Source organism: Mucilaginibacter agri, from assembly GCF_009928685.1.
GTDB lineage: Bacteria > Bacteroidota > Bacteroidia > Sphingobacteriales > Sphingobacteriaceae > Mucilaginibacter > Mucilaginibacter agri.
Genome location: NZ_WWEO01000043.1, coordinates 53,987 through 77,267, shown reverse-complemented (window position 1 = coordinate 77,267; position 23,281 = coordinate 53,987). Strand labels below are relative to the sequence as shown.

16 protein-coding genes are annotated in these 23,281 nt (G+C 43.4%); 9 read left to right on the top strand and 7 right to left on the bottom strand.

Features of this window, described 5'->3' with window-relative positions; all coding sequences use genetic code 11:
• Positions 1-162: 162 nt before the first annotated feature.
• A complete protein-coding gene (locus tag GSY63_RS13170) occupies positions 163-1,887 on the bottom strand; it encodes a M56 family metallopeptidase (RefSeq protein WP_166586290.1) in 1,725 nt (574 codons plus the stop codon).
• 8 nt (positions 1,888-1,895) lie between these two features.
• Positions 1,896-2,267: a BlaI/MecI/CopY family transcriptional regulator gene (locus GSY63_RS13165; RefSeq protein WP_166586289.1), complete on the bottom strand. Its 372-nt coding sequence runs from the start codon at positions 2,265-2,267 to the stop codon at positions 1,896-1,898.
• 181 nt (positions 2,268-2,448) lie between these two features.
• Between GSY63_RS13165 and GSY63_RS13160 the strand changes: the two genes are divergently transcribed.
• Positions 2,449-3,846 carry an MBL fold metallo-hydrolase RNA specificity domain-containing protein gene (locus GSY63_RS13160; RefSeq protein WP_166586288.1) on the top strand — a complete coding sequence of 466 codons (1,398 nt, stop codon included), beginning with the start codon at positions 2,449-2,451 and terminating at the stop codon, positions 3,844-3,846.
• 629 nt (positions 3,847-4,475) lie between these two features.
• On the opposite strand, the gene carB is transcribed toward GSY63_RS13160, so the two are convergent.
• Entirely contained in the window at positions 4,476-7,295 is a 2,820-nt protein-coding gene (gene carB / locus GSY63_RS13155) for a carbamoyl-phosphate synthase large subunit (RefSeq protein WP_166586287.1), read from the bottom strand.
• A gap of 319 nt (positions 7,296-7,614) precedes the next feature.
• On the opposite strand from carB, the gene GSY63_RS13150 reads away from it, so the two are divergent.
• Positions 7,615-8,148: a hypothetical protein gene (locus GSY63_RS13150; RefSeq protein WP_166586286.1), complete on the top strand. Its 534-nt coding sequence runs from the start codon at positions 7,615-7,617 to the stop codon at positions 8,146-8,148.
• A 1-nt stretch (position 8,149) separates the two neighbouring features.
• On the opposite strand, the gene panD is transcribed toward GSY63_RS13150, so the two are convergent.
• Complete coding sequence (gene panD / locus GSY63_RS13145; RefSeq protein ID WP_166586285.1) at positions 8,150-8,500, bottom strand: aspartate 1-decarboxylase; 351 nt, start codon at positions 8,498-8,500, stop codon at positions 8,150-8,152.
• A 45-nt stretch (positions 8,501-8,545) separates the two neighbouring features.
• A complete protein-coding gene (gene panC / locus GSY63_RS13140) occupies positions 8,546-9,382 on the bottom strand; it encodes a pantoate--beta-alanine ligase (RefSeq protein ID WP_166586284.1) in 837 nt (278 codons plus the stop codon).
• Between the two features lie 153 nt (positions 9,383-9,535).
• Between panC and GSY63_RS13135 the strand changes: the two genes are divergently transcribed.
• From GSY63_RS13135 to GSY63_RS13105, 7 genes are all read left to right on the top strand, one after another.
• Positions 9,536-10,360 carry a glycogen/starch synthase gene (locus GSY63_RS13135; protein WP_166586283.1) on the top strand — a complete coding sequence of 275 codons (825 nt, stop codon included), beginning with the start codon at positions 9,536-9,538 and terminating at the stop codon, positions 10,358-10,360.
• Between the two features lie 16 nt (positions 10,361-10,376).
• A complete protein-coding gene (locus GSY63_RS13130) occupies positions 10,377-11,792 on the top strand; it encodes a DUF4270 family protein (RefSeq protein WP_166586282.1) in 1,416 nt (471 codons plus the stop codon).
• Between the two features lie 115 nt (positions 11,793-11,907).
• The gene (glmS, locus tag GSY63_RS13125; RefSeq protein WP_166586281.1) at positions 11,908-13,749 is read left to right on the top strand and encodes a glutamine--fructose-6-phosphate transaminase (isomerizing); all 1,842 of its coding nucleotides are present in this window, start codon (positions 11,908-11,910) and stop codon (positions 13,747-13,749) included.
• Positions 13,750-13,808: 59 nt separating this feature from the next.
• Complete coding sequence (locus GSY63_RS13120; protein WP_166586902.1) at positions 13,809-14,744, top strand: hydrogen peroxide-inducible genes activator; 936 nt, start codon at positions 13,809-13,811, stop codon at positions 14,742-14,744.
• A 91-nt stretch (positions 14,745-14,835) separates the two neighbouring features.
• Positions 14,836-17,193, top strand: coding sequence for a TonB-dependent receptor (locus tag GSY63_RS13115; protein WP_166586280.1), 2,358 nt, complete (start codon positions 14,836-14,838; stop codon positions 17,191-17,193).
• Between the two features lie 188 nt (positions 17,194-17,381).
• Entirely contained in the window at positions 17,382-19,802 is a 2,421-nt protein-coding gene (locus GSY63_RS13110) for a TonB-dependent receptor (protein ID WP_166586279.1), read from the top strand.
• 12 nt (positions 19,803-19,814) lie between these two features.
• Positions 19,815-20,972, top strand: a complete 1,158-nt coding sequence (locus GSY63_RS13105) for a PepSY-associated TM helix domain-containing protein (protein WP_166586278.1) — start codon at positions 19,815-19,817, stop codon at positions 20,970-20,972.
• 147 nt (positions 20,973-21,119) lie between these two features.
• Here GSY63_RS13105 and GSY63_RS13100 read toward each other — a convergent pair whose 3' ends face one another.
• The gene (locus GSY63_RS13100; protein WP_166586277.1) at positions 21,120-22,139 is read right to left on the bottom strand and encodes a ferredoxin--NADP reductase; all 1,020 of its coding nucleotides are present in this window, start codon (positions 22,137-22,139) and stop codon (positions 21,120-21,122) included.
• A complete protein-coding gene (locus tag GSY63_RS13095) occupies positions 22,140-23,135 on the bottom strand; it encodes a zinc-binding dehydrogenase (RefSeq protein ID WP_166586276.1) in 996 nt (331 codons plus the stop codon).
• Positions 23,136-23,281: the final 146 nt, after the last annotated feature.

Here is a 23,281-nt window from a genome sequence, read left to right as displayed (position 1 = left end):
AAATGGTGCTAACCAAGGGGGTTTTCTGCGGAGCGATTTTCAAAACCAAAACAAAATGCCCCGCAAATTTTAGCAATTTGGGGGCAGAATTGATATTTCTTTTTGAGAAAATTAACAAACGAGGACCTTCTGTCGGGGTTTAGTAGCTTAATCCGTTATAAATTAGTTAGACGGAAGCTTTTTTGTTGTGATCATAATAACACCATTACGTGCCTTTGCACCATATAGTCTTACCGCACTTTCGTTTTTAATTACATTAATACTTTGAATATCATTAGGTTTTATGCTCGACAATTCGAACGCAGGCATCTCCTTACCATCCAGCAAGTATAAAGGTTTTAGTAAGGGAGCATTATTAGTTATGCCGTTGGCGTCGTTTTTAATAATAACCTTTGTAACCGCTTTATTGGTATCAATATCACGGCGAATGAAGGTAACATTTGCCACTGCATTGCCTGCTTTTGAGTCAGCTTTAAAAGATTGTACAAAGAATAGTTTCTTATGTTTCGCCGTATCAGTTTCGGGAGTAACCTTATCCTCGACGGTGGTAAAATCTATCGGCACTGCAAATTTCACACGTACTGTTTTGCCATCCTGCATACCAGGTTCCCACTTAGGCGAGGTTTCAATTACTCTTAACGCCTCCTCATTCGCATCTGTATCATCACCCCGTAAAACCTTAGCCCCCGATAACGATCCATCTTTTTCAACAACAAAACCTACAACAACCCTGGCTTTTGTACCTTTTTCGCGCATGCTTTCGGGATACTTGATATTCTGCTTCAAATATTCAGAAAATGCAGATACCCCTCCTTTAAATTCTGGGGCTATTGCCGCTGATGTTAATAATTGACTACTATTGGTGTCTCTTTCAACTTTACCTATCGGTAAGGATTTAGCGGCCGGTTCAAAGTCCTTAACTTCCGGAACAGCCAACACGGTTGTAGTTAGCTTTCCATTCTGGACGGACGATGATATCGTGGTATAAACATCCTTTAACTCTGGTGCTGTAGCGGGTACCCGCATCACTTCTTCTGCTCTATCGTTAATAATATTAATTACACGGGTTGTCCGTGTTGTGGCCGACGATAAAATGATCATCACCGCAAACAGCGGTGCCGACAAGCCATATTTGAGCAAAGCCGTACGCTGCGAATTGTTTTTTTGCAGCATCAATATTCTTTGCTTCAATAAACTATGGCTAAAGAAAGGATTCACCAACTCATGCGCCGGTGTTTTAAAAGTTTCGCTTAGCAGCAGCAAAGCATATTCTTGTTTCGAAGCACCAAATTTTACCGCGTTGCGATCGGCAATAAACTCGTGGATATGCTTTATAGCCTTACGGTACAGGTATACTGCTGGATTAAACCAGTTAATAATCATAATAGCCTCTATCAACAATACATCGGCCGAATGCCACTGTTGTGCGTGCACTTCCTCGTGCGCCATGATAACATTACGATTGCTCAGCTTGTCGCTTAGCTTAATGGTCTTAAAAAACGAATAAGCATCATCGGTTTCGGGATTGCGCAGGCTGCGTTGCAGTAAATAAAACTGCAGCGCAAAACGCAGCGATAAAAGCACAATACCAGCGACGTAAATAATAGCAAATGCCTGGCCAATGGTAAAGTGGCTTTGTACCGGCTTGATCTGATAAATCACCACCGGGTCGAGGTGATAAATAGTTTGTTTGATCTGTTGGGTAATAAACAAGTTGCGCGCCCAGTCGGCCTGTATCAGCGGTATTAAAAATGATAGTATCGCGGAACTAACCAGGTACACCCTGTTTAACTGAAAAAACGTTTCGCGGCGAAGCAACAGGGCATAAAACCCATAAAAGAACAACAGGTAAACATTCGCCAGTATCAGATATTGCCACCAGGTCATATGCTCAATTATTTATCTTTCAACTTTTCAATCAATTTCAAAATCTCATCGGCTTCTTTCATGTCTATCTTTTCCTTTTGTACAAAAAAGGAGAACATGCGCTTCACCGAATTATCAAAGTAGCCGTTCAGCAATTTATCGGCAGCAAAATTTTGGTATTGCTCTTTGCTGATCAGCGGGTGGTATTCGTGGCTTTTGCCGTAAGCGGTATGGCCAACAAAACCCTTAGTTTCCAGTATCCTGATAAACGTCGATACCGTATTATAGGCTGGTTTGGGTTCCGGCAATTGGTCGATAATTTCCTTTACGTAAGCCTTTTTAAGTTGCCAAAGCACCTGCATCAGTTGTTCCTCTGCACGTGTCAGTTCTTTCATTTCCATATTCAAACGTTTTAAAGCAGCTGTATTCAGCCAGTTATATCTTTAGCTATAACCAGCTGTAATATTTACATTTAGCTACTTTTATATAAAAATGCAACTAATAAATTAGTTGTGCAAATTTTTATTACAGAACATTATCTTGCCAATGGGGTTAATAATCCCAACAACTTAAATTGTACTAATGCATATCACTTTTCACGGTGCTGCCCGCAATGTTACCGGCAGCAAACACCTTATACAATTAAAAGATGGCACTAAAATTTTGCTGGATTGCGGCATGTTCCAAGGCCTGCAAAATGCTGATGACCTTAACGGCCATTTCGGCTTCCGTCCGGATACGGTAGATTGCTTAATTTTATCGCACGCGCACATAGACCATTGCGGTTTAATACCCCGCATGGTTGCCGAAGGCTTTAAGGGTACTATTTACTGCACCCCGCCAACCATGAACCTGGCTCGTATACTAATGGCAGATTCTGCGCGCATTCAAACTTCGGACGCCGAATACGCCAACAAACATCGCGATCGTAATAGTCAGGAATTGGAAGTGCCGCTTTATAACGAAGAAGATGCGACCGCCGCCCTCGGTTTGTTTAAGGTAGTAGAATACAACGAAGAATTTGAAATAACACCCCGCGTAAAAGTACTATTCACCGACGCAGGCCATCTCATCGGTAGTGCTGCTATCAGCCTAAAGATTTTGGAGGATGGTAAAGAAACCCGCATTACGTTCAGTGGCGATGTGGGCCGTTACGGTGATATGATATTGAAAAGCCCGCAGCAGTTTCCGCAGGCAGATTACGTTTTGCTGGAATCTACCTATGGCGATTCGTTACACAAAGACTTAAAACCTATTGAAAATGCCCTGCACGACATCATTCAGCATACATGCATGGTGAGGCATGGTAAAGTAATTATCCCCGCCTTTAGCGTTGGCCGCACGCAGGAAATACTTTATGCATTGAATGCCCTTGAACTCAGAGGCGACCTCCCCGATGTGCCTTATTATGTTGACAGCCCATTGGCCGATCAGGCCACACAAGTGATCAAAGACCACCCCGAAACCTACAACAAATCTGTTAAAGAGGTAATGAAGGTTGATGCCGATCCATTTAGCTTTAAGGGGCTGCGTTTTACCCAATCTACCGAAGAATCAATTGCCCTGAATAATGACCCGCGGCCATGTGTTATCATCTCGTCATCAGGTATGGCAGAGGCGGGTAGGGTGAGGCACCACATTCGTAATAATATCGATAAAGAACGTAATACCATCCTCATTGTAGGTTACTGCGAACCATCATCCTTAGGTGGCCGCCTGTTGGCTGGCGATAAGGTGGTTAACATATTCCACGAGGATCATGATGTTAAGGCCGAAGTGAAATCCATCAAATCAATGAGCGCTCACGGCGACTACGAAGACCTGCTCAGATTTATGAGCTGCCAGGACCCCGCCGAAGTAAAGAAGGTATTTTTAGTACATGGCGAGTATGATGTACAACAACACTTTGCTAAGAAATTGGAGGCAGTAGGATTTAAGGATGTGGAGATTCCGTATCAACATCAACAGGTAGAGATTTAGTGGTGCATGGTGCAATGTTCCACATGCACCACTGTGTTCCTACTTAAAAGTCATTTTTGATAAATATTTTTTGTTAGCTACTGGTTATAAATCAGTTAAAAAACAAACTAAGTTATCAAATGGGATGGATGCACCACTTTTAATGACTTTTAAGTATTTATTGCTGCTGACATTTTGGAGTTAATAGATAGAGTTGCTTACCAGCACCGGCAGGTATAAGATTAGTCTGTCAGGATGATGTGCTCGAAGCCTCAACTTACAGAGCAACCACTCATAATCCGTTTTTCATTAGGAATGGCAGTGTGAGTTATGAACCGTCAGTGGATGTACTTCTTTCTTTCCGCAAGAAAGAAGTACCAAGAGACTTAGCGTAGCGATCTCATGAACACCCCAAAATAAACACATCGTGAATAACACTCGTGGCTGCTCAATTTTCTATGAAAGTGTGTGCTGTATCAGCTTCGTGCTATCCGAAAATTAAGATGCCACAACTGTTAGGTTATTTGGGGTTCGTCACAGCAGTTGCAGGTATTATAAAATAGATCCCCAGTGATGAGTGGTTAAGAAACAAAAAAAGGACAAGAGCCTCAACTCTTGTCCTTGTATCATTTGTCCTTTATGCTAAAGAATTACTTGCTCAGGTACATCGATTTCTCTTTGTACAGGTGGCGGAAGTAAGGGTCTTCCAGGTTAGGGATAAAGCGAATAGCTTCGCCGGTAGATTTCATTTCGGGGCCTAATTCTTTGTTTACTTCCGGGAATTTATCGAAAGAGAAAACAGGCTCTTTAATGGCATAACCTTCCAGCTTGCGCTCTATAGTAAAGTCTTTTAGTTTGTTCACACCCAGCATAATTTTAGCTGCGATGTTGATATAAGGCACATCGTAGGCTTTAGCTATGAAAGGCACCGTACGCGATGCACGCGGGTTAGCTTCGATCACATACACTTTATCGTTTTTAATTGCAAACTGTATGTTTAACAAACCTTTCACATTTAATGCACGGGCAATTTTTTTCGAGTATTCGTCCATCTGGCTGATCACGCTTTCGCTCAGATCAAACGGAGGTAACACAGCATACGAGTCGCCAGAGTGGATACCTGCAGGCTCAATGTGCTCCATCATACCGATAATATGTACATCCTCGCCATCGCAAATCGAATCAGATTCTGCTTCAGATGCGCGGTCTAAGAAGTGGTCAATCAGCACGCGGTTACCTGGTAAGTTTTTCAGCAAGTTCACTACTGCTTTCTCCAGATCCTCGTCGTTAATTACAATGCTCATGCCCTGGCCACCCAATACATAACTTGGGCGAACCAACACCGGGTAACCTACTTCGTGTGCTACTTCAATTGCTTCTTCGGCAGTTTCTGCAACACCATATTTAGGGTAAGGGATATCCAGGTCTTTCAACAAGTCAGAGAAACGGCCACGGTCTTCGGCAATATCCATATCGTTGAAAGATGTACCGATAATTTTGATACCATGCTCGTGCAACTTCTCAGCCATTTTCAAAGCTGTTTGGCCACCCAGCTGAACAATCACGCCTTCTGGTTTTTCCAGTTCGATAATATCGCGAACATGCTCCCAGAATACGGGCTCGAAGTATAATTTATCAGCCATGTTAAAGTCGGTAGAAACCGTCTCCGGATTACAGTTAACCATAATGGCTTCGTAACCAGCTTCTTTAGCAGCTAATAAACCGTGTACACAGCTATAATCAAACTCAATACCCTGACCGATACGGTTAGGACCCGAGCCTAATACAATGATCTTCTTTCTGTCAGATACGATCGATTCGTTCTCGCCTTCGTAAGTTGAGTAGTAGTATGGTGTTTTAGCCTGAAACTCTGCAGCACAGGTATCAACCATTTTATAAACACGTTTTAAGCCTAAAGCTTTACGGCGTTGGTAAACATCCTCTTCGGTAGTATTGCCGCCCAGTATCCATGCAATTTGCTGGTCTGAGAAACCTTTTTGTTTAACCGTTAAGAAGATATCCTGAGGGATGTTGTTTACCGAGTAGCGGCGTAATTCATTTTCCAGGTTAACCAGTTCTTGTATCTGGTTCAGGAACCAGCGATCTATCTTAGTTGCTTTACGTACCGATTCAATTGGCACTCCTAAGCTCAGGGCGTCATAAATGTGGAATAACCTATCCCAGCTTGGATGCTCCAGGCTATCCATAATTTCATCAAGGTTGCGGCTTTGGCGACCGTCGGCACCAAGGCCGGCACGACCGATCTCTAAACTTTGACATGCTTTTTGCAATGCCTCGGTAAAGCTGCGGCCTATACCCATTACCTCACCCACAGATTTCATCTGTAAGCCAAGTTGCTTGTTAGCGCCTTTAAATTTATCGAAGTTCCAGCGAGGGATCTTAACGATCACGTAATCCAAAGTTGGCTCAAAATAAGCCGAAGTGGTTTTGGTGATCTGGTTTTCTAATTCATCCAGGTTATAGCCGATAGCCAGTTTAGAGGCTATTTTGGCAATAGGGTAACCGGTTGCTTTTGATGCCAGTGCCGATGAACGAGATACACGAGGGTTGATCTCGATTGCGATAATTGCCTCATCAGCCGGGTTAACCGAAAACTGTACGTTACAGCCACCTGCAAAGTTACCAATGGCACGCATCATCTTAATAGCCTGGTCGCGCATTTCCTGGTAGCAGCGGTCGCTCAAAGTCATGGCAGGTGCCACAGTAATCGAGTCGCCGGTGTGGATACCCATTGGGTCAAAGTTTTCGATAGAGCAAATGATAATTACGTTATCGTTGCTATCGCGCAAAAGCTCCAGCTCATATTCTTTCCAACCCAAAACAGCCTGCTCTACCAATACCTCGTGGGTAGGTGAAGCCTGCAGGCCACGGCTTAACGCAGCGTCAAACTCTTCTTTTTTGTGTACGAAACCTGCACCTTTACCACCCAGTGTGTAGCTTGGGCGGATAACCAGCGGGAAACCGATTTCCTGCGCTGCTTCTTTACCTTCTAAAAACGAGTTGGCAATTTTTGATTTGGCTACGCCAACACCGATATCAACCATTAACTGGCGGAAAGCCTCACGGTTTTCTGTTTTTTCGATGGCAGCAATGTCAACACCAATAATACGCACGCCATACTTTTTCCAAAGGCCTTGCTCATCAGCTTCGATACAAAGGTTTAATGCAGTTTGGCCACCCATGGTAGGCAATACGGCGTCAATTTTTTGCTCCTGAAGTATTTTTTCGATACTTGCAGGGGTAAGCGGCAGCAGGTAAACATGGTCGGCGATAACCTTGTCAGTCATGATGGTTGCCGGGTTGCTGTTGATGATAGACACTTTAATGCCTTCGTCTTTCATCGAAAGAGCTGCTTGTGATCCTGCGTAATCAAATTCGCAAGCCTGGCCTATAATAATAGGACCTGAACCAATAATTAAGACTGATTTAATGGAGGTGTCTTTTGGCATAGTTATTTAAAGTCAAAAGTTGTTAGACAAAAAGCTCAAAAAGCATGAGTTTTTACCGGTTAATACTATGCGCTGGAAGCAGATATTCCGACTTTCAGCGTCGGGATGCAAAGATAGGACTTTAAATATTACAACGGCCTAATATTTTGATTTTTATACTGGCGTGATAAATGCCGTAAATCATTACTATATTGGATATTAAATCTGCACACCTTATCAGCCTAAAATAACCGGTGCAGTATCATTTTAACCAATTATTCCGTTATAAATAAATATATGGCTACCGGGCTATATTTAAAGGTACAACAGAGCTGAGACTATGAGAATTGTTTTTACTACCCTAATAATTGGCATGTGTATAGCCGTGATTGGCTGTGGTACGATGCAAAGAATGATTAAATCGAGCTTTCCTTACACGGCTACATTAACCGTACCCGCATCGGCAAAGGTAGGCACAACGCAATCGGCAATAAGTACCGGTAGCAGCTTTGACCAAAACTTTAGCAAAAGCGGCAATAACGCTACCCGGTTAAACAATGTGCGCATTGTATCGGCCAAATTAAAATCAACCAACCCATCCAGTTATAATATAGGCGATCTGAGCTCAGTTAAAATATATGTTTCCAAAGCCGATGGCAGCGACGAAGTACTGGTGGCTTCCCGCACAGACATTAGCCCCACTGCCGGCAACAACGTTTCATTGGATATTGATAATACGAACTCTTTAGACGAGCACGTGCGCCAGCCCAACATCCGGGTTAGGATGATATATAAGCTCCGCAAACAGGCCGATGTTGATGTAAGCCTGCATGTGGTTTTGGATGTTACTGCGGATGTGGCTGAGAAAGATTAAATTACTTAATCAGTTTATTATCTGTATCGGGGAAAACTAAAATCGGTTCATATTTTTTCGCTTCTTCCATTTCCATAGAAGCATATGATATAATAATAACAATATCGCCCACCTGCGCCAGACGTGCTGCTGCGCCGTTAAGGCATACAATGCCGCTGCCCCGTTCGCCCTTAATTACATAAGTTTCAAAGCGTGCCCCGTTATTATTATTTACAATCTGCACCTTCTCATTCGGGATAATATTGGCTGCCTCTATCAGATCTGCGTCTATCGTAATGCTGCCTACATAATTCAATTCGGCCTCGGTTACTTTAACGCGGTGGATCTTTGATTTTAAAACCTCAATAATCATTTTACAAAGTTATAATATAGTATTTGGATATTGGTGGAGTGAAAATCAGCGGATTATCATATTGTCTATCAGCCTTGTTTTACCCACCTGCGCAGCTGTTAATGCTATTAAGCGCGGTGTTGTTTCGGCAGCAGGGTGCAAGGTATCCGCATCTGCCACCTCGAAATATTCGAGTTTAACGCCATCCTCAGCATTGATCATATCAATAGCCTCTTGCCTTACCTGTTGCAGATTTTGCCCGTTAAAATGCTTTGCAACCCAGGTTAATGCTTTAGATAATACCAGGGCGTGTACGCGGTCGTCGGCCGATAAATGGATATTACGCGAACTCATGGCCAACCCTTCGGCCTCGCGGCTAATAGGCACCATTACCAGCTCAACAGGCATGTTAAGTATTTGCACCATTTTGGTTATTACTAATACCTGTTGATAGTCTTTTTGACCGAAGAAAGCCTTGTCTGGTTTTACAATATCAAACAGCTTAAATACTACCTGGGTAACCCCCTGGTAATGCCCCGGGCGAAACTCGCCTTCGAGCAAATGCTCCAGATCGCCTAAATCAATATGCCATTGCTCATTAGCGGCATACATTTCATTTACCGTTGGGTTAAACAAAACATCACAGCCGGCAGCAGTTAATTTCTCTATGTCGCTCTCAATAGGGCGCGGATAATTCTGCAGATCGTCGGGATTGGTAAACTGGGTTGGGTTCACAAAAATACTGCACACGGTAGTGCTGCATTGCTGCTGCGCCATGGCCAGTAAAGACAGGTGCCCTGCGTGCAGCGCCCCCATGGTTGGCACCAGCCCAATGGTTTCGCCATTTTGGCGGCATTGCTGCAAATACTGTTGCAGCTCGTGTTTGGTTGTAAATATTTTCAAACCGTGCGTGGTAAAAAGTTGGCAAAGTTGTGCTTTTAATTAAAAAAAACCAAAAGTTACTTGCATAATCCATTGATAGTTCTTAACATATTGTGTATATTTGCACACTCAATTTTTTTTGAGCGATATTAAAATTTTTAAATACTGATTAGAATGGGTAAATCTAAGCTTCTGTTTATAACTCATGAAATGTCGCCTTTCCTCGAACTCACTAAAATTTCTGAAATAACAAGGCAGTTGCCACAAGCAATGCAGGACAAAGGATTTGAGATCCGTATCCTGATGCCACGTTTTGGAAATATTAACGAGCGCAGGAACCGACTACATGAGGTAATACGTTTGTCGGGAATGAATATTATCATTAATGATAATGACAATCCGCTGATCATTAAAGTGGCTTCGATTCCTTCGGCACGTATGCAGGTGTACTTTTTAGATAATGAAGAGTATTTTCAGCGTAAGCATGTGTTCAATGATAAAGACGGGAAGTTTTATGCGGACAACGATGAGCGTATGATTTTCTTTTGCAAAGGCGCATTAGAAACTGTTAAAAAATTAGGCTGGGCACCAGATATCGTGCATTGTCACGGCTGGATGAGCTCTTTGGTTCCGGCTTATTTAAAAAATACTTACAAAGACGATCCAACCTTTAAGCATTCGAAAATAGTTTACTCTATTTATGAGAATGACTTTAAAGAACAACTGGATGCCGATTTTGCACGCAAAGCTGTAATGAGCGATATGACCGAAGCACATACCGAAGCCTACAAGCCAGGTACCAATGCATCGTTATATGGTGGCGCTATCCAGTATAGTGACGGTATTGTTTTGGCGAGTGAAAACATCGACGCAGATGTGTTAAATAATGTTAAAAACAGCCAAAAACCGATTCTGGAATTTAATTCTACTTCAGATTTCGAAAATTATTACAATTTTTACGACGAAATAACCAATGACGAATTGGTGAACGTTGCTTAAAGATTTGAGGACATATATGAAATTTTTCCGACTAGACTTATTAACCCTGTTGATAAGTCTTTTTATTTTAAATAGTTGCACCAACCAGGATAAACTGGGCTTGGCTGTAGATCCGTCTCAGGCCATTGAGGGGTCTATAATAGACACGGCTACCTTGTTAACTAATACTATCCCTGAGGATAGTGTGGTTACGTCTGGGTTAGCCAAAACGCCGCTTGCTTATTTTAAAGACCCGGTTATCGGTACTTCAGAAGCGAATATCGCTACATTGTTAAGTTTACCGGGTAGCGCTGCTTACACGCTGCCAACAGGTACCATTACTATCGACTCGGCATTGCTTGTGTTGCGTTATAACGATGGTTTTTATGGCGATTCGCTTACCTCAAAGTATAAAGTAAATGTTTATCAGCTTGCTGAAAAACCAAGTCCAACTCAGGTATACTTCAACAATAAGACCTGGAGTGTTAATACCGGTGCTGTTTTAGGAACACAAACTTTTAACTCGCGTACGCATACTCCAGTTAAGATTACTGATATTGTTAGCGGTGCTAAGGACACGCTTAAATCTGTAGGTGCCCAATTGCGTGTAAAGTTGGACCCTAACTTTATTTATGCAAACCTTTTTGGCGCATCTAACGCGGTGTTAAATAACAACAGTTTATTCCAAAACCAGGTAAAAGGGCTTTATATTACGCTCGATAAAAATCAGGTTGGTAACGGCGGCCGCTTTATGCTTAACCTCGACTCGAGCCGTATAGATGTTTATTACAAAGCTACAACCAGCACAGCAGTAGATACTACCATTGTATCATTGCCATTTGCTAACCGCGCTGCCGAAATTAAACACACCTACACTACCGAAGTCAAAGCAGCTTTGGCAGGTACAACACCACAACAAACTGTTTACCTGGAGGGCCTGGGTGGTTTACGTACTAAAGTAAGTTTCCCATATCTTAAAAATATAATTAAAGATGCTGGTACCGATGTAATATTAAACCGTGCGGAGTTAATTGTCAGCGCAGCGCCGGGCACAGATATACCGTACATACCAACACCGAAGTTGAGCATGTACCGGTACGATATTGCCAAAACACGCGTGCAGTTGCCAGATGCAACCGGCGGTACTAATGCAAGCGTTGTAGATCCTCGCTTTATTAGTGTAACCACCTTTGGCGGTTATTATTCAAAATCGCTTAAAGAGTATCACTTTATTATAACGGGCTATATATCCGATCTGATGCGTGGTAAAACGGTCGATTATGGAACATTTATAGCCCCTGTTGATACCACCAACACATCTACCGTTGATATTGCCGCTACCGCACAAACTGGCGGTCGGGCTATAGGAGTGGGAGGTATAACCAATAAGGCTTCGGCCAGCTATCCATACCGTATGAGGCTCAACATTACTTATACAAAGGCAACCAAATAATATACGCCCCCTGCTACAACAGGGGGCTTTTTTTTGAGGTCAAATTATTAGCTTAGCAAACTTTTTATGGTATAGCTGCTTACCTTTGTGGCAGTATTAATCAAACACTCTATTTATGTGCGGAATTGTAGGATATATTGGGTTTCGCGATGCGTACCCTATAGTTATAAAAGGCTTGCACCGTTTGGAATATCGTGGTTACGATAGTGCCGGCGTTGCATTGCTTAATAAAGACGAAGAACTTAAAGTTTATAAAAAAGCCGGTAAGGTTAGCGATCTCGAAAACTTTGTAAAAGGCGTTGATACCAGCAGCACCATTGGCATGGGCCATACCCGCTGGGCTACTCACGGGGCGCCCAGCGACCGCAACTCGCACCCACACTCATCTGGCGACCGTAAGCTTACCATTATTCACAATGGTATTATAGAAAACTATAACAGCATTAAAGAAGCCTTGCTTGGCAAAGGCCACGTTTTTAAGAGCGATACGGATACAGAGGTATTAATACACCTTGTAGAAGATATACAAACAGAAACAGGTTTAGAACTGCAGGAAGCCGTGCGCGTTGCCCTTAACCGCGTTATTGGCGCTTATGCTATTGTAATTATGAGCGAAGATGAGCCGGATCAGCTTATTGCAGCTCGTAAAGGCAGCCCGATGGTTATTGGTGTTGGCAAAGGCGAATACTTTATCGCTTCTGATGCCACCCCGATTGTAGAGTACACCAAAAATGTGATCTACTTAAATGATAACGAAATTGCCTACATCCGCAGGGATGACCTGCTGATCAAAAATATTGATAACACGGTTCAAACCCCGTACATACAGAAGCTTGAGCTGCAATTAGAAATGCTCGAAAAAGGCGGCTACGACCACTTTATGCTGAAGGAGATTTACGAACAGCCACGCTCGGTACGCGATTGCCTACGCGGCCGTATTTATCCTCAACAGGGTAAAGTGCAGTTAGGCGGTATCAAAGAATACGTAGAGAAACTTAAAAACGTAGATCGCATTATCATTGTGGCTTGCGGAACCTCATGGCACGCAGGCCTGGTTGGCGAATACCTGATTGAAGAATATGCACGTGTACCGGTTGAGGTTGAGTATGCATCTGAGTTCCGCTACCGCAACCCGATCATCACCGAAAAAGACCTGGTAATTGCCATTTCGCAATCGGGTGAAACGGCTGATACGATGGCGGCAATTGAGCTAGCTAAAGAAAAAGGCGCAACCATTTTTGGTATCTGTAATGTGGTTGGCGCATCTATACCTCGTTTAACACATGCCGGGGTTTATACCCACGCCGGACCGGAAATTGGTGTAGCATCTACCAAAGCATTTACCGCACAGGTTACTGCCCTTACCTTAATGGCGTTTTACATTGCGCAGCAACGCGGCACTATTACCGAAAGCAAACTAATAGAATACCTTACCGAACTTAACCAGATCCCAACCCTGATTGAAACCGCGTTAAAAGCAAACGATCATGTTAAAATGATTGCCGATAAGTTTAAAGATGCAACCAATTGCTTGTTCCTTGGTCGCGGAAGTTCGTTCCCGGTTGCGTTGGAAGGTGCATTGAAACTGAAGGAGATCTCTTACATCCACGCCGAAGGTTATCCTGCTGCCGAAATGAAGCACGGCCCTATCGCGCTCATCGATGAAGACATGCCGGTAGTATTTATCGCTACCAAAAACTCATCGTACGAGAAAGTGATCAGCAACATACAGGAAGTACGCGCCCGTGGCGGACATGTTATAGGCATCGTTTCTGAGGGCGATACCGTAGTTAAAGAAATGGCTGATTATGTGATCGAAATTCCGCAAACATCTGAGGCATTTGTGCCTTTACTGGCCACCATCCCACTGCAATTACTATCATATCATATTGCGGTAATGCGTGGTTGTAACGTAGATCAGCCTCGAAATCTTGCCAAATCTGTGACAGTTGAGTAGACTGTCATGCCTATAGATAAAATCAATAGTTTGTATCTTTGAAAAAAGATACAAACTATATGACCATTGTTCAGCTCGAATACATTGTTGCCGTTGACACCTATCGAAGTTTCGTTTCTGCAGCCGAAAAATGCTTTGTTACCCAGCCTACCCTCAGTATGCAGGTACAAAAACTGGAGGATACTCTGGGCGTAAAAATATTCGACCGAACTAAGCAGCCCGTAGTCCCTACCGAAATTGGCAACGATATTATTGCCCAGGCCCGCGTGATGCTTTCGGAGCATCAAAAAATCAAAGAAATTATCAGCGACCGCCAAAAAGACCTCGCCGGCGAACTCAAGGTTGGCATCATACCTACCGTTGCGCCTTATATCCTGCCCAAAATCATTAATCAATTTATTGCTAAATACCCACAGGTGAAGCTTGTAGTATGGGAACAAACTACCGAGCAGATCATTCAACAATTGAAATTAGGGATGATAGATTGCGGAATACTCTCAACCCCATTGCACGAACCCCAGTTAACTGAAACCCCACTTTTTTACGAAAACTTTGTGGCTTACGTAGCTAAGAACAGCCACCTTGCTAAGAAGAAAAACATCAACCCGGACGATATTAACATGGAAGAGCTTTGGATACTGAACGAAGGCCACTGTATGCGCGACCAGGTGCTTAACATTTGCCAGCGACGCAAAAGCAGCAAGGGATTTCAGCATTTCGAATACAATACCGGCAGCATAGAAACCTTGAAACGTATGGTTGACCAAAATAACGGCACTACCATTTTACCAGAACTGGCGTTGGTAGATCTAACCGAAAAACAGCTTGACAAGGTCCGCTATTTCAAATCGCCCGAACCTGCCCGTGAGATTAGTCTTGTAACTCAAAAAAACTTCATTAAACGCCGTATGATAGATGCACTGAAGGCCGAAGTATTGGAATTTGTACCCAAACGAATGAAGAATAAAAAGAAGAAAGATCTGATCGAGATCTAATCTTATAAAAAACATTCTGGATTTTTTTTGGATTTTTTAAATGTGAAAGATACATTTGCGCAATTATTTATAATTGGTCTAAATAAAAATCATGCGCAAAATTTTACATCTCCTCGCCTTTATATTTTTAGCCGTACCATCAGCCCTGGCCCAAAGTGGCACGATAAGGGGCACGGTAACCACATCAGACGGACAGCCAGCTGAAGCCGTAAGCGTTGGAATTAAAGACAGCCCCAGGGGCACCATCACCAACGAATCGGGCCGCTATCAACTAAACAACATTAAATCCGGAACATATACCGTTAAGGTAACGGCAGTTGGCTTACAGTCTGAAGAGAAATCGGTGACTGTAACCAAAGGCAGCATTACACTAAATTTTATGTTAAAAGAGAACTCAAGTTCTTTGAAAGAGGTTTCGATCTCAGACCGCCGTCAAAAATATAAGGTAGACGAGCCATCTGCTACCTTACGTTTAAACGAGCCGCTGGTTCAGATTCCTCAAAATATCCAGGTAGTTACTTCAGATCAGATCAAAGATCAGCAGATCTACAATATGCTCGAAGGTGCATCGCGCAACGTAAGCGGTATCACCATGCAAGAGCACTGGGGCAACTATGCCCGCGTTAACGCCCGTGGCGACAGGCTTGCACCTTTTAGAAACGGTGTAAACCTGGAAGCAGACTGGGGGCCGTTGAACGAAGATATGGCCTTTGTAGATCGTATTGAATTTGTAAAAGGTCCCGCTGGTTTTATGCTGGCTAATGGCAACCCATCGGGCTTTTATAATGTGGTTACCAAAAAGCCTACAGGTGTAACACGCCAGGCTTTTGAATTGAGTGCAGGTAGCTTTGATAACTACCGTGCTACTGCAGATTTTGACGGCGTGATAACCAAAGACGGTAAATTGCAATACCGCTTGAACCTGATGGGACAAATGGCAAAAGACTGGAGGCCGTATGACTTTACCAATCACTTCGGCATAGCACCGGTACTGCGTTATAAATTCGACGATAAAAACATGATCACTGCTGAGTATACTTACCAATATCAGCGTATGAATGCTTTTGGTACAGCTTACCTTTTCTCAACAAAGGGCTATGCATCTTTACCACGTAGTTTCACCAATGCCCCATCTAATAGCCCTGCAACGGACATTTATGACCAAAGCGCTTTCTTAAATTACGAACATAAGTTTAATGACAAATGGAAGTTTACGGCACAGGGTTCGTATTTTAACTACAAGCAAAACGGCTACAGCTACTGGATCAACAGCATTATGGATAACGGCGATGTAGACCGTAACCTGGGTTTGTGGGATGCCAGCAACCGCATTAAAAACCTGCAGGCCTTTGTAAATGGCGAAGTGCAAACAGGCTTTATTAAACACCGTATTTTAGGTGGTGCTGATTTGGGCGACAAATACTACATCGCAGATTATAACCAATCTGGCTCGCTTGATCCAAACACACCTTTTAATATATTTAATCCAAACAATGGTCCGGTAACGCTGCCTGTGTTTAACACCTCAGCACCATTGAGCGAACGCGGTTTAGGCACTGCTACTTCGCAAAAATATCAATCTGTTTATGCGCAGGATGAGCTTGGCTTTTTTGAGCAAAAACTACGCTTAACTATTGCGGGCAGGTTTACTCACGCCACCGTAGTTGACCCATATGCAGGCTCCAGCGCCAGCAGAAAAGTTACACCGCGTTTTGGTATCAGCTATTCCCTCGATCCTAATACAGCCCTTTACGGTGTTTATGATGTTGCCTTTATACCGCAAACAGGTAATATATTTGGCGGCGGCTCTGTTAAACCAATTACCGGCAACAACCTTGAAGGTGGTATTAAACGCGATTGGTTTAATGGTAAATGGAGCACGTCATTATCGGTTTATCGTATCCTGAAAAACAACCAGCTAGTTGCCGACCCCGACAGACCTAACACGCCTTACGTGGTACAACTCGGTCAGACCAAAACCAACGGTATCGAGTTTGATGCGCGTGGCGAAATTATCAGTGGTTTAAGCTTAATGGCTAACTATGCCTATACCAATTCACGCATTTCTGAAGATACCGACCCTAATAATGTAGGCACGCCGGTACCCGGCTTTGCCAAACACGTAACCAATACCTGGTTAAGCTATCGCCTGCAGCGCGGCAGCCTTAAAGGCTTAGGATTTTCGGCAGGTTATCAATGGCAACTGGATCGTATTCCGTGGAGCTTAGGCACCGGAACATCAGATCTGCCGAATTACTTCCGCCTGGATGCTGCAGCATCATATCAGTGGGGAAAGTTCAGTCTGGCTGTTAACGTAAATAACGTATTAAACACCTACCTGTACTCGGGCGGTCATGAAGACTACCTAAGCTCTGAAGGCAAAACTGTTTATACCTGGCAGGCAGAATCGCCACGTGCCGTACGTGCTACGTTAGGTTATAGATTTTAAGTAATTCGTTAAAACTTTACAAATTAAACGAACAAAGTAAGCCGGGCAATGCCCGGCTTACTTTGTTTAACGGCATCACGTAATGTGATCCAACAGCGCTTAGTTGTTTATAATAAGTCTAAATAGCTTTGATAATTAAAATGTAAAACATACATTTGCGCCATTCTTTATAATTAGTCTAAATAAGCATGATTAAACTATCCACAAACAAGTCTACCCAATTTCTAATATACATACTGGCGGCAGTGCTGAGCTTCGGCAGCACGGTTAGCTACGCACAAACCCCAAAAGGAACTGTAAAAGGTAAAGTTATCAATGCCGAAGGGAAAGCTGCTGACAACGTAACCGTTAGCTTAAAATCAACCGGTTCGGTTACTGTTACAGGTGAAGATGGTATCTTCTCGTTAAAAGCACCCGCAGGCAATTATAAGCTGAGCATATCGCACGTGGGTATGCAAACCAAAGAGGTTGATGTAGAAATTACCGCCGGTAAAACTACCGTGGTTAACGATCTTACCATCAGCTTAAACAGCAGCGGTTTGCAGGAAGTTACCGTAAAAGGCGATAAAGTAAACCGCTTTAAAAGAAAGGTAAGTACCGACGTTGCTAAAATGCCGCTTGCTAACCTCGAGAATGCACAATCATACACATCTATCAGTCGTGAACTATTAACCGAGCAAAACCTTTTCACTGCAGACGAGGCCGTTAAAAACGTATCGGGTCTGCAAAAAATGTGGGACGCTACCGGTCGTGGTGGTGATGGTGGCTCTTACTATACTTTACGTGGCTTTGTGGTTCAAACCCAACTACGTAATGGCGTTGCCGGTAATGTTACCAACTCTATAGATGCGATAAACCTTGATCGTATCGAGGTAATCAAAGGCCCCTCTGCAACATTGTTTGGTAGCGCAGTAACCTCATATGGTGGTTTAATTAACCGGGTAACCAAGCAACCGTTTGATAATACTGCAGGTGAAATTACTTACACCGGTGGCAGCTATGGCCTAAGCCGTGTGAGCGCCGATGTGAATACGCCATTAGATGCTCAAAAGAAAGTGCTGTTCCGCTTAAATACAGCCTATACCAATCAAAACAGTTTTCAGGATAATGGCTTTAGCAAAAGCGTTGCCGTTGCTCCAAGCTTATTATACCGCGTTAGCGACAAGCTATCTTTCCAGGCAGAGGCTGAGTTATTTTTCGGCAGAAATGCTTTAAATACTTTCTACTTTTTCCCTTATGGACAAACTATTGCCCAGTTAGGAGTTAGCCGTGCAGATGATCTGAACATCGACTATACGCGTTCTTACTACGATAAAAGCTTATCACAACGTTCAAGAAGCGCAAACTATTTTGCACAGATGAACTACAAGATCTCTAACTCTTGGAAATCAACAACCAGCTTTACATCGGCAAGCAGTTTTTCTAACGGTTTCGGACCCTATCTCTACCTGATATCTAAAGATTCTGTATCGCTTAATGACCAATCGACCCGCAACAGCAAATCGACCACTACCGAGGTTCAGCAAAACTTCAATGGCGATTTCAAAATTGGTAAAATGCGTAACCGTATGGTTATTGGCCTGGATTATTACCATGTAAACTCTAACCAGTTTTTCTTCGGAAGCTCGTTCGGCAATGCACCACTGCAAAGCAGCACCTTTAACTATAGCAACTTCAACAAAGCCAATTTCGGTGCTATTTATGATGCCGGTAACTACGGATTTACCTATCCGCTTATTTACACTTCGAATACCTACAGTGCGTATGTATCTGACGTATTTAACATAACCGACCGTTTAATTGCATCTGCAGCTTTACGCGTTGATCGTTTTGATTACACAGGTGTGGAAGATGCATCTACCGGTATTAAGTCAGGTGGTTACAAGCAAACTGCATGGTCGCCAAAATTTGGTCTGGTTTACCAGCTTGTTAAAGACCATGTATCGTTATTCGGTAACTACCAGAATGGTTTTAAAAACCAACCGGGTGCCGATTTTGCCGGCAATGCGTTCAAACCTGAGCAGGCAAACCAAATTGAAGGTGGTGTTAAGTTAGATGTGTTTGACGGTAAATTGAGCAGTACTTTAAGCTACTATGATATTAAAGTAAAAGACATTTTACGCGCCGATCCTGCTCATCCAAACTTCTCTATCCAGAATGGCACCCAGGTGAGCAAAGGACTTGAAGCCGAAGTTATTGCTAACCCGTTAACTGGTTTAAATGTGGTTGCGGGCTTCGCTTACAACGACTCAAAATATATAAACTCATCTGCAGATGTTGATGGCCTTCGCCCGGGTGTAGCCGGTTCGCCTTACACTGCTAACTTATGGGTTAGCTACCGTTTGCAAGCACCAAAACTTAAAGGTTTAGGTGTGGGTTTTGGCGGTAATTATACCAGCGATAACAAAGTAATTAACAGCCGTAGCCAGGGTGTGTTCATCCTGCCGTCTTACACCATACTTAACTCTACCGTGTTTTACGACAAGGGTGTTTACAGAATTGGCTTATCTTGTAATAACTTTACCAACAAAGAGTACTATACAGGATACTCGTCTGTTAACCCACAAATGCTGAGACAATATTTAGCAAGCTTTGCATTCCGTTTCTAAAAAAGGCAGTTTATGACTCCATTTAAGAAAACTATATTATTCTTACATCGCTGGCTCGGTTTTATTACCGGGCTAGTGGTGTTTATAGTGAGCATTACCGGATGCCTTTTTTGCTTTCAGGATGAGATACAGGATGCCTTTTATAAGTACCGCAGTGTTGAACCTCAGCAAAAAGCTTACATAGCACCTTCTGTGTTGAAACAGAAAGCCCTGGCGTTATATCCCGACGGTACATCAAACTACACCTACTACTACGGTAAAGACCGCCCTGCAGGTGTAATGGTGAACAGCAAGAAAGCGGGCTTCCTGATCGTATTCTTTAATCCCTACACCGGCGAGCAAACCCATGTGGAAGATTACGCCAAAAACTTCTTTGTTATTGTTGAATACATTCACCTTTATCTTTTGCTGCCTCCTAAAATAGGTGCAATGATAGTAGGTGTTTCGGTATTAATATTTGTGGCGATTATGATTACCGGCCTGGTACTTTGGTGGCCCAAACGCAAATCGGACCGCAAACGTAGCTTCAGCATTAAATGGGGTGCCAAATGGAAACGTGTTAACTATGATCTGCACAATGTATTAGGTTTTTACGCCACAGCTATTGCCATCATATTAGCTATTACAGGTGTATCTATGACTTTCGATTGGGTTCGCGAAGGCATTTACAAAGCCGGAAACCTGGGCAAAACCTATGCTGCTGAAAAGGAAGTGATGAAATCGGACTCGTTGCTTAAAGGTAAGGGCGTAAAATATAATGTGGCCGACGTCGCCTTGCCTTATGCCCAACAACATACTCCCGACGCCAAAATGTTTTTGGTTTATACAGACGACGCAGCATCTGGCACTGTAGGTATAACTGCCTACAACAAATCAATGCATTTTGCCTACAGCGACGAGTACTCATTTGATAAGTATACGGGCAAACTGATTAAATTTTTACCGGATACCAAGAAGAGCCTCGGCCTGCGCCTCAACGACATGAACTATGACATCCACGTAGGGCAGATAGCAGGTTTAACGGGTAAAATTCTGGCTTTTCTGGCCAGTTTAATTTGTGCCAGTTTACCGATAACAGGTTTTATCATATGGTTAGGTAAACGCAAAAAGCCCAAAAAAACACGCCAGGTAAAGCACGCTGTTGATAGGCGGGCAAAGCATGCGGTGTAAACACGGACACTAAATTCCGACTAACGTCATGCTGAACTTGTTTCAGCACCCCATTCGCTAAGTCTAAAGTATACTGTGCAATCACCTTGTCCTGTGGGGTGCTGATCCCAATCGCCATCGGGACAGCATGACGGTCGGGGTAATTCACTAACTAAATCTAATCTCCACATCATCCGTTAACGGATGCCCTGTGCAGGTTAAAATGTAGCCGTTCTTGATATCTTCCGGCGTAAGTACTTCATAACTCACCACCTCAACCTTGCCTTGGGTACAACGTGCAAAGCAGGCCGAACAAGCCCCACTACGGCAACTGTAAGGCAAGGGAATATTGTTTTGCAAAGCTGCCTGTAATATCGATTGGTTTTCGCCCGCCTGTAGGTCATGCCACTCGTTCTTAAAGTAGATCCGCATTTTACGGGGCGGGAAATTGGTTATACTACTGGTAACCGGGATGGTTTCGAGCACAAAGTTTTCCTTGCGGATATTGTCGGCACTAACGCCCATGTAATGCAGTGCGAACTGAACCATGCGCATGTAGGGGAACGGGCCGCAAATGTAGAACAGCGTATCTTGATAGTGTTTATTGGTAAGTTGATTGACTAGTTTCTCCAGCATCAGGTTATTCAACCGATTGGCCTCGTCACTGATCATATATTTTACCGACAGGCGATCTGGATACTTCGCGACCATTTCATCTAAGCTCGATCTAAAAATAATATCGTTATTACTTTGGCTGCTATAAACCAACGTAAACTGAAGATCCAACTTAGTTCTTAATGCATGTTTCAGTTGTGCATAAATGGGCACAATGCCGCTTCCTGCCGCAAAATAGATTAACTGTCGAGGTTGGCCCTCGGCGGGTAAAACGAACCTGCCCGCAGGCTGAATGGCGGTTAGCTCATCACCTGCTTTTACATGCGCCAGCATGTAGCGTGAGATCTCGCCGTTTTGGATACGCTTTACCGTAATGGAAAGCCATTCTTCATCTGGAGAAGAACTGAGCGAATATGACCTGGTGATCTCTTCGTGATGATGATTGAATATCAGCGTAATAAACTGTCCAGCCTCATAAACAACCTTTTGCCCGTCGGCTGGGCGAAGGTAAAAAGTAGAGGTGTCGCGGGTTTCTTGCTTAACGCTGTCTACAATAAGCCTAATTGTATTCATTTAGTTGGTGAGTACAAGCTTACCAAATTGCGACGAGCTCTCCATTTTAGCAAAAGCCGTTTCTGCATCCTTCATCGTAAAAACCTCGTCAATAACTGGCACTATCTTTTTATCGCTTACCAGTTTCAGCATGGCTTCAAACTCCTGTGGTGTGCCCATAGTGGTGCCCAGCAGTTGCAGTTGTTTCCAGAATAATGGCCGCGCATTAAAAGCAGGAATGTTACCGGCTGTGCCACCAAAAGTTACAATACGTGCCCCCGGGTTACAAAGGTCTATCACCTTGGCAAAATCACTTCCTAATGCGCTATCAATTACTACATCAAAACCGCCTGCAAAGTGCTTTAGCTCTTCGGCCCAATCCTGCGCTTTATAGTTTACTCCGGCGCAGGCGCCCAGATGCCGTGCGCGATCTATCTTTTCGCCACTGCCCGAGGTTACAAATACCTTGCATCCCGCAGCAACAGCCCATTGCAAAGCAAAAGTACCAGTGCCCGAACCTACGCCAACAATAAGCACCTTATCACCAGCTTTAGCGTTTCCCTTGGTAAACAAGGCACGGTAAGTGGTAAGCCCGGCCAATGGAATTGCGGCTGCTTGCTCCCAACTCAAATGTGCCGGTTTATGGTAAAGATATTTAGTTTCGACTTTAACATACTCGGCCAATGTACCGTACTCCGGAAGGCCAAGAATTTTAAAATCGTCTGATTTAACCTGGTCGCTATCGCCCCAGTTATGGCTTGGATTAATGATCACCTCCTGGTTTAGCCAGTGTTGATCAGCCTCATCGAATACCTCGGCAACAATGCCCGAGCCGTCTGAACCCAGTACCGATGGATATTTGATCCCGGCATATTTACCAACCGTTATCCAATAATCGCGGCGGTTAAGCGCCGCAGCTTTGATTTGTACCAATGCCTCGCCCGGGCCTAATACTGGTTTATCAATCTCTTTATATACAATTGGCCTTGCGGCGCTTTCTAATACTACTGCTTTCATAGAGCCCCCTAACCCCCTAAAGGGGGAATTGAATTACTAAAATACTATTTGATAAATAAGAAAGACACAGAATTGTTTAGACCCTCTTCTCAGAACATGACTTAAAACAGCAAAGCCATTGTAATTACAATGGCTTTGTGATATTT

Coding starts and splice junctions, on each gene's coding strand:
- GSY63_RS13170 (WP_166586290.1), bottom strand. CDS start 1,887: ATGACCTGGTGGCAATATCTGATACTGGCGAATGTTTACCTGTTGTTC.
- GSY63_RS13165 (WP_166586289.1), bottom strand. CDS start 2,267: ATGGAAATGAAAGAACTGACACGTGCAGAGGAACAACTGATGCAGGTG.
- GSY63_RS13160 (WP_166586288.1), top strand. CDS start 2,449: ATGCATATCACTTTTCACGGTGCTGCCCGCAATGTTACCGGCAGCAAA.
- carB (WP_166586287.1), bottom strand. CDS start 7,295: ATGCCAAAAGACACCTCCATTAAATCAGTCTTAATTATTGGTTCAGGT.
- GSY63_RS13150 (WP_166586286.1), top strand. CDS start 7,615: ATGAGAATTGTTTTTACTACCCTAATAATTGGCATGTGTATAGCCGTG.
- panD (WP_166586285.1), bottom strand. CDS start 8,500: ATGATTATTGAGGTTTTAAAATCAAAGATCCACCGCGTTAAAGTAACC.
- GSY63_RS13135 (WP_166586283.1), top strand. CDS start 9,536: ATGGGTAAATCTAAGCTTCTGTTTATAACTCATGAAATGTCGCCTTTC.
- GSY63_RS13130 (WP_166586282.1), top strand. CDS start 10,377: ATGAAATTTTTCCGACTAGACTTATTAACCCTGTTGATAAGTCTTTTT.
- glmS (WP_166586281.1), top strand. CDS start 11,908: ATGTGCGGAATTGTAGGATATATTGGGTTTCGCGATGCGTACCCTATA.
- GSY63_RS13120 (WP_166586902.1), top strand. CDS start 13,809: ATGACCATTGTTCAGCTCGAATACATTGTTGCCGTTGACACCTATCGA.
- GSY63_RS13115 (WP_166586280.1), top strand. CDS start 14,836: ATGCGCAAAATTTTACATCTCCTCGCCTTTATATTTTTAGCCGTACCA.
- GSY63_RS13110 (WP_166586279.1), top strand. CDS start 17,382: ATGATTAAACTATCCACAAACAAGTCTACCCAATTTCTAATATACATA.
- GSY63_RS13105 (WP_166586278.1), top strand. CDS start 19,815: ATGACTCCATTTAAGAAAACTATATTATTCTTACATCGCTGGCTCGGT.
- GSY63_RS13100 (WP_166586277.1), bottom strand. CDS start 22,139: ATGAATACAATTAGGCTTATTGTAGACAGCGTTAAGCAAGAAACCCGC.
- GSY63_RS13095 (WP_166586276.1), bottom strand. CDS start 23,135: ATGAAAGCAGTAGTATTAGAAAGCGCCGCAAGGCCAATTGTATATAAA.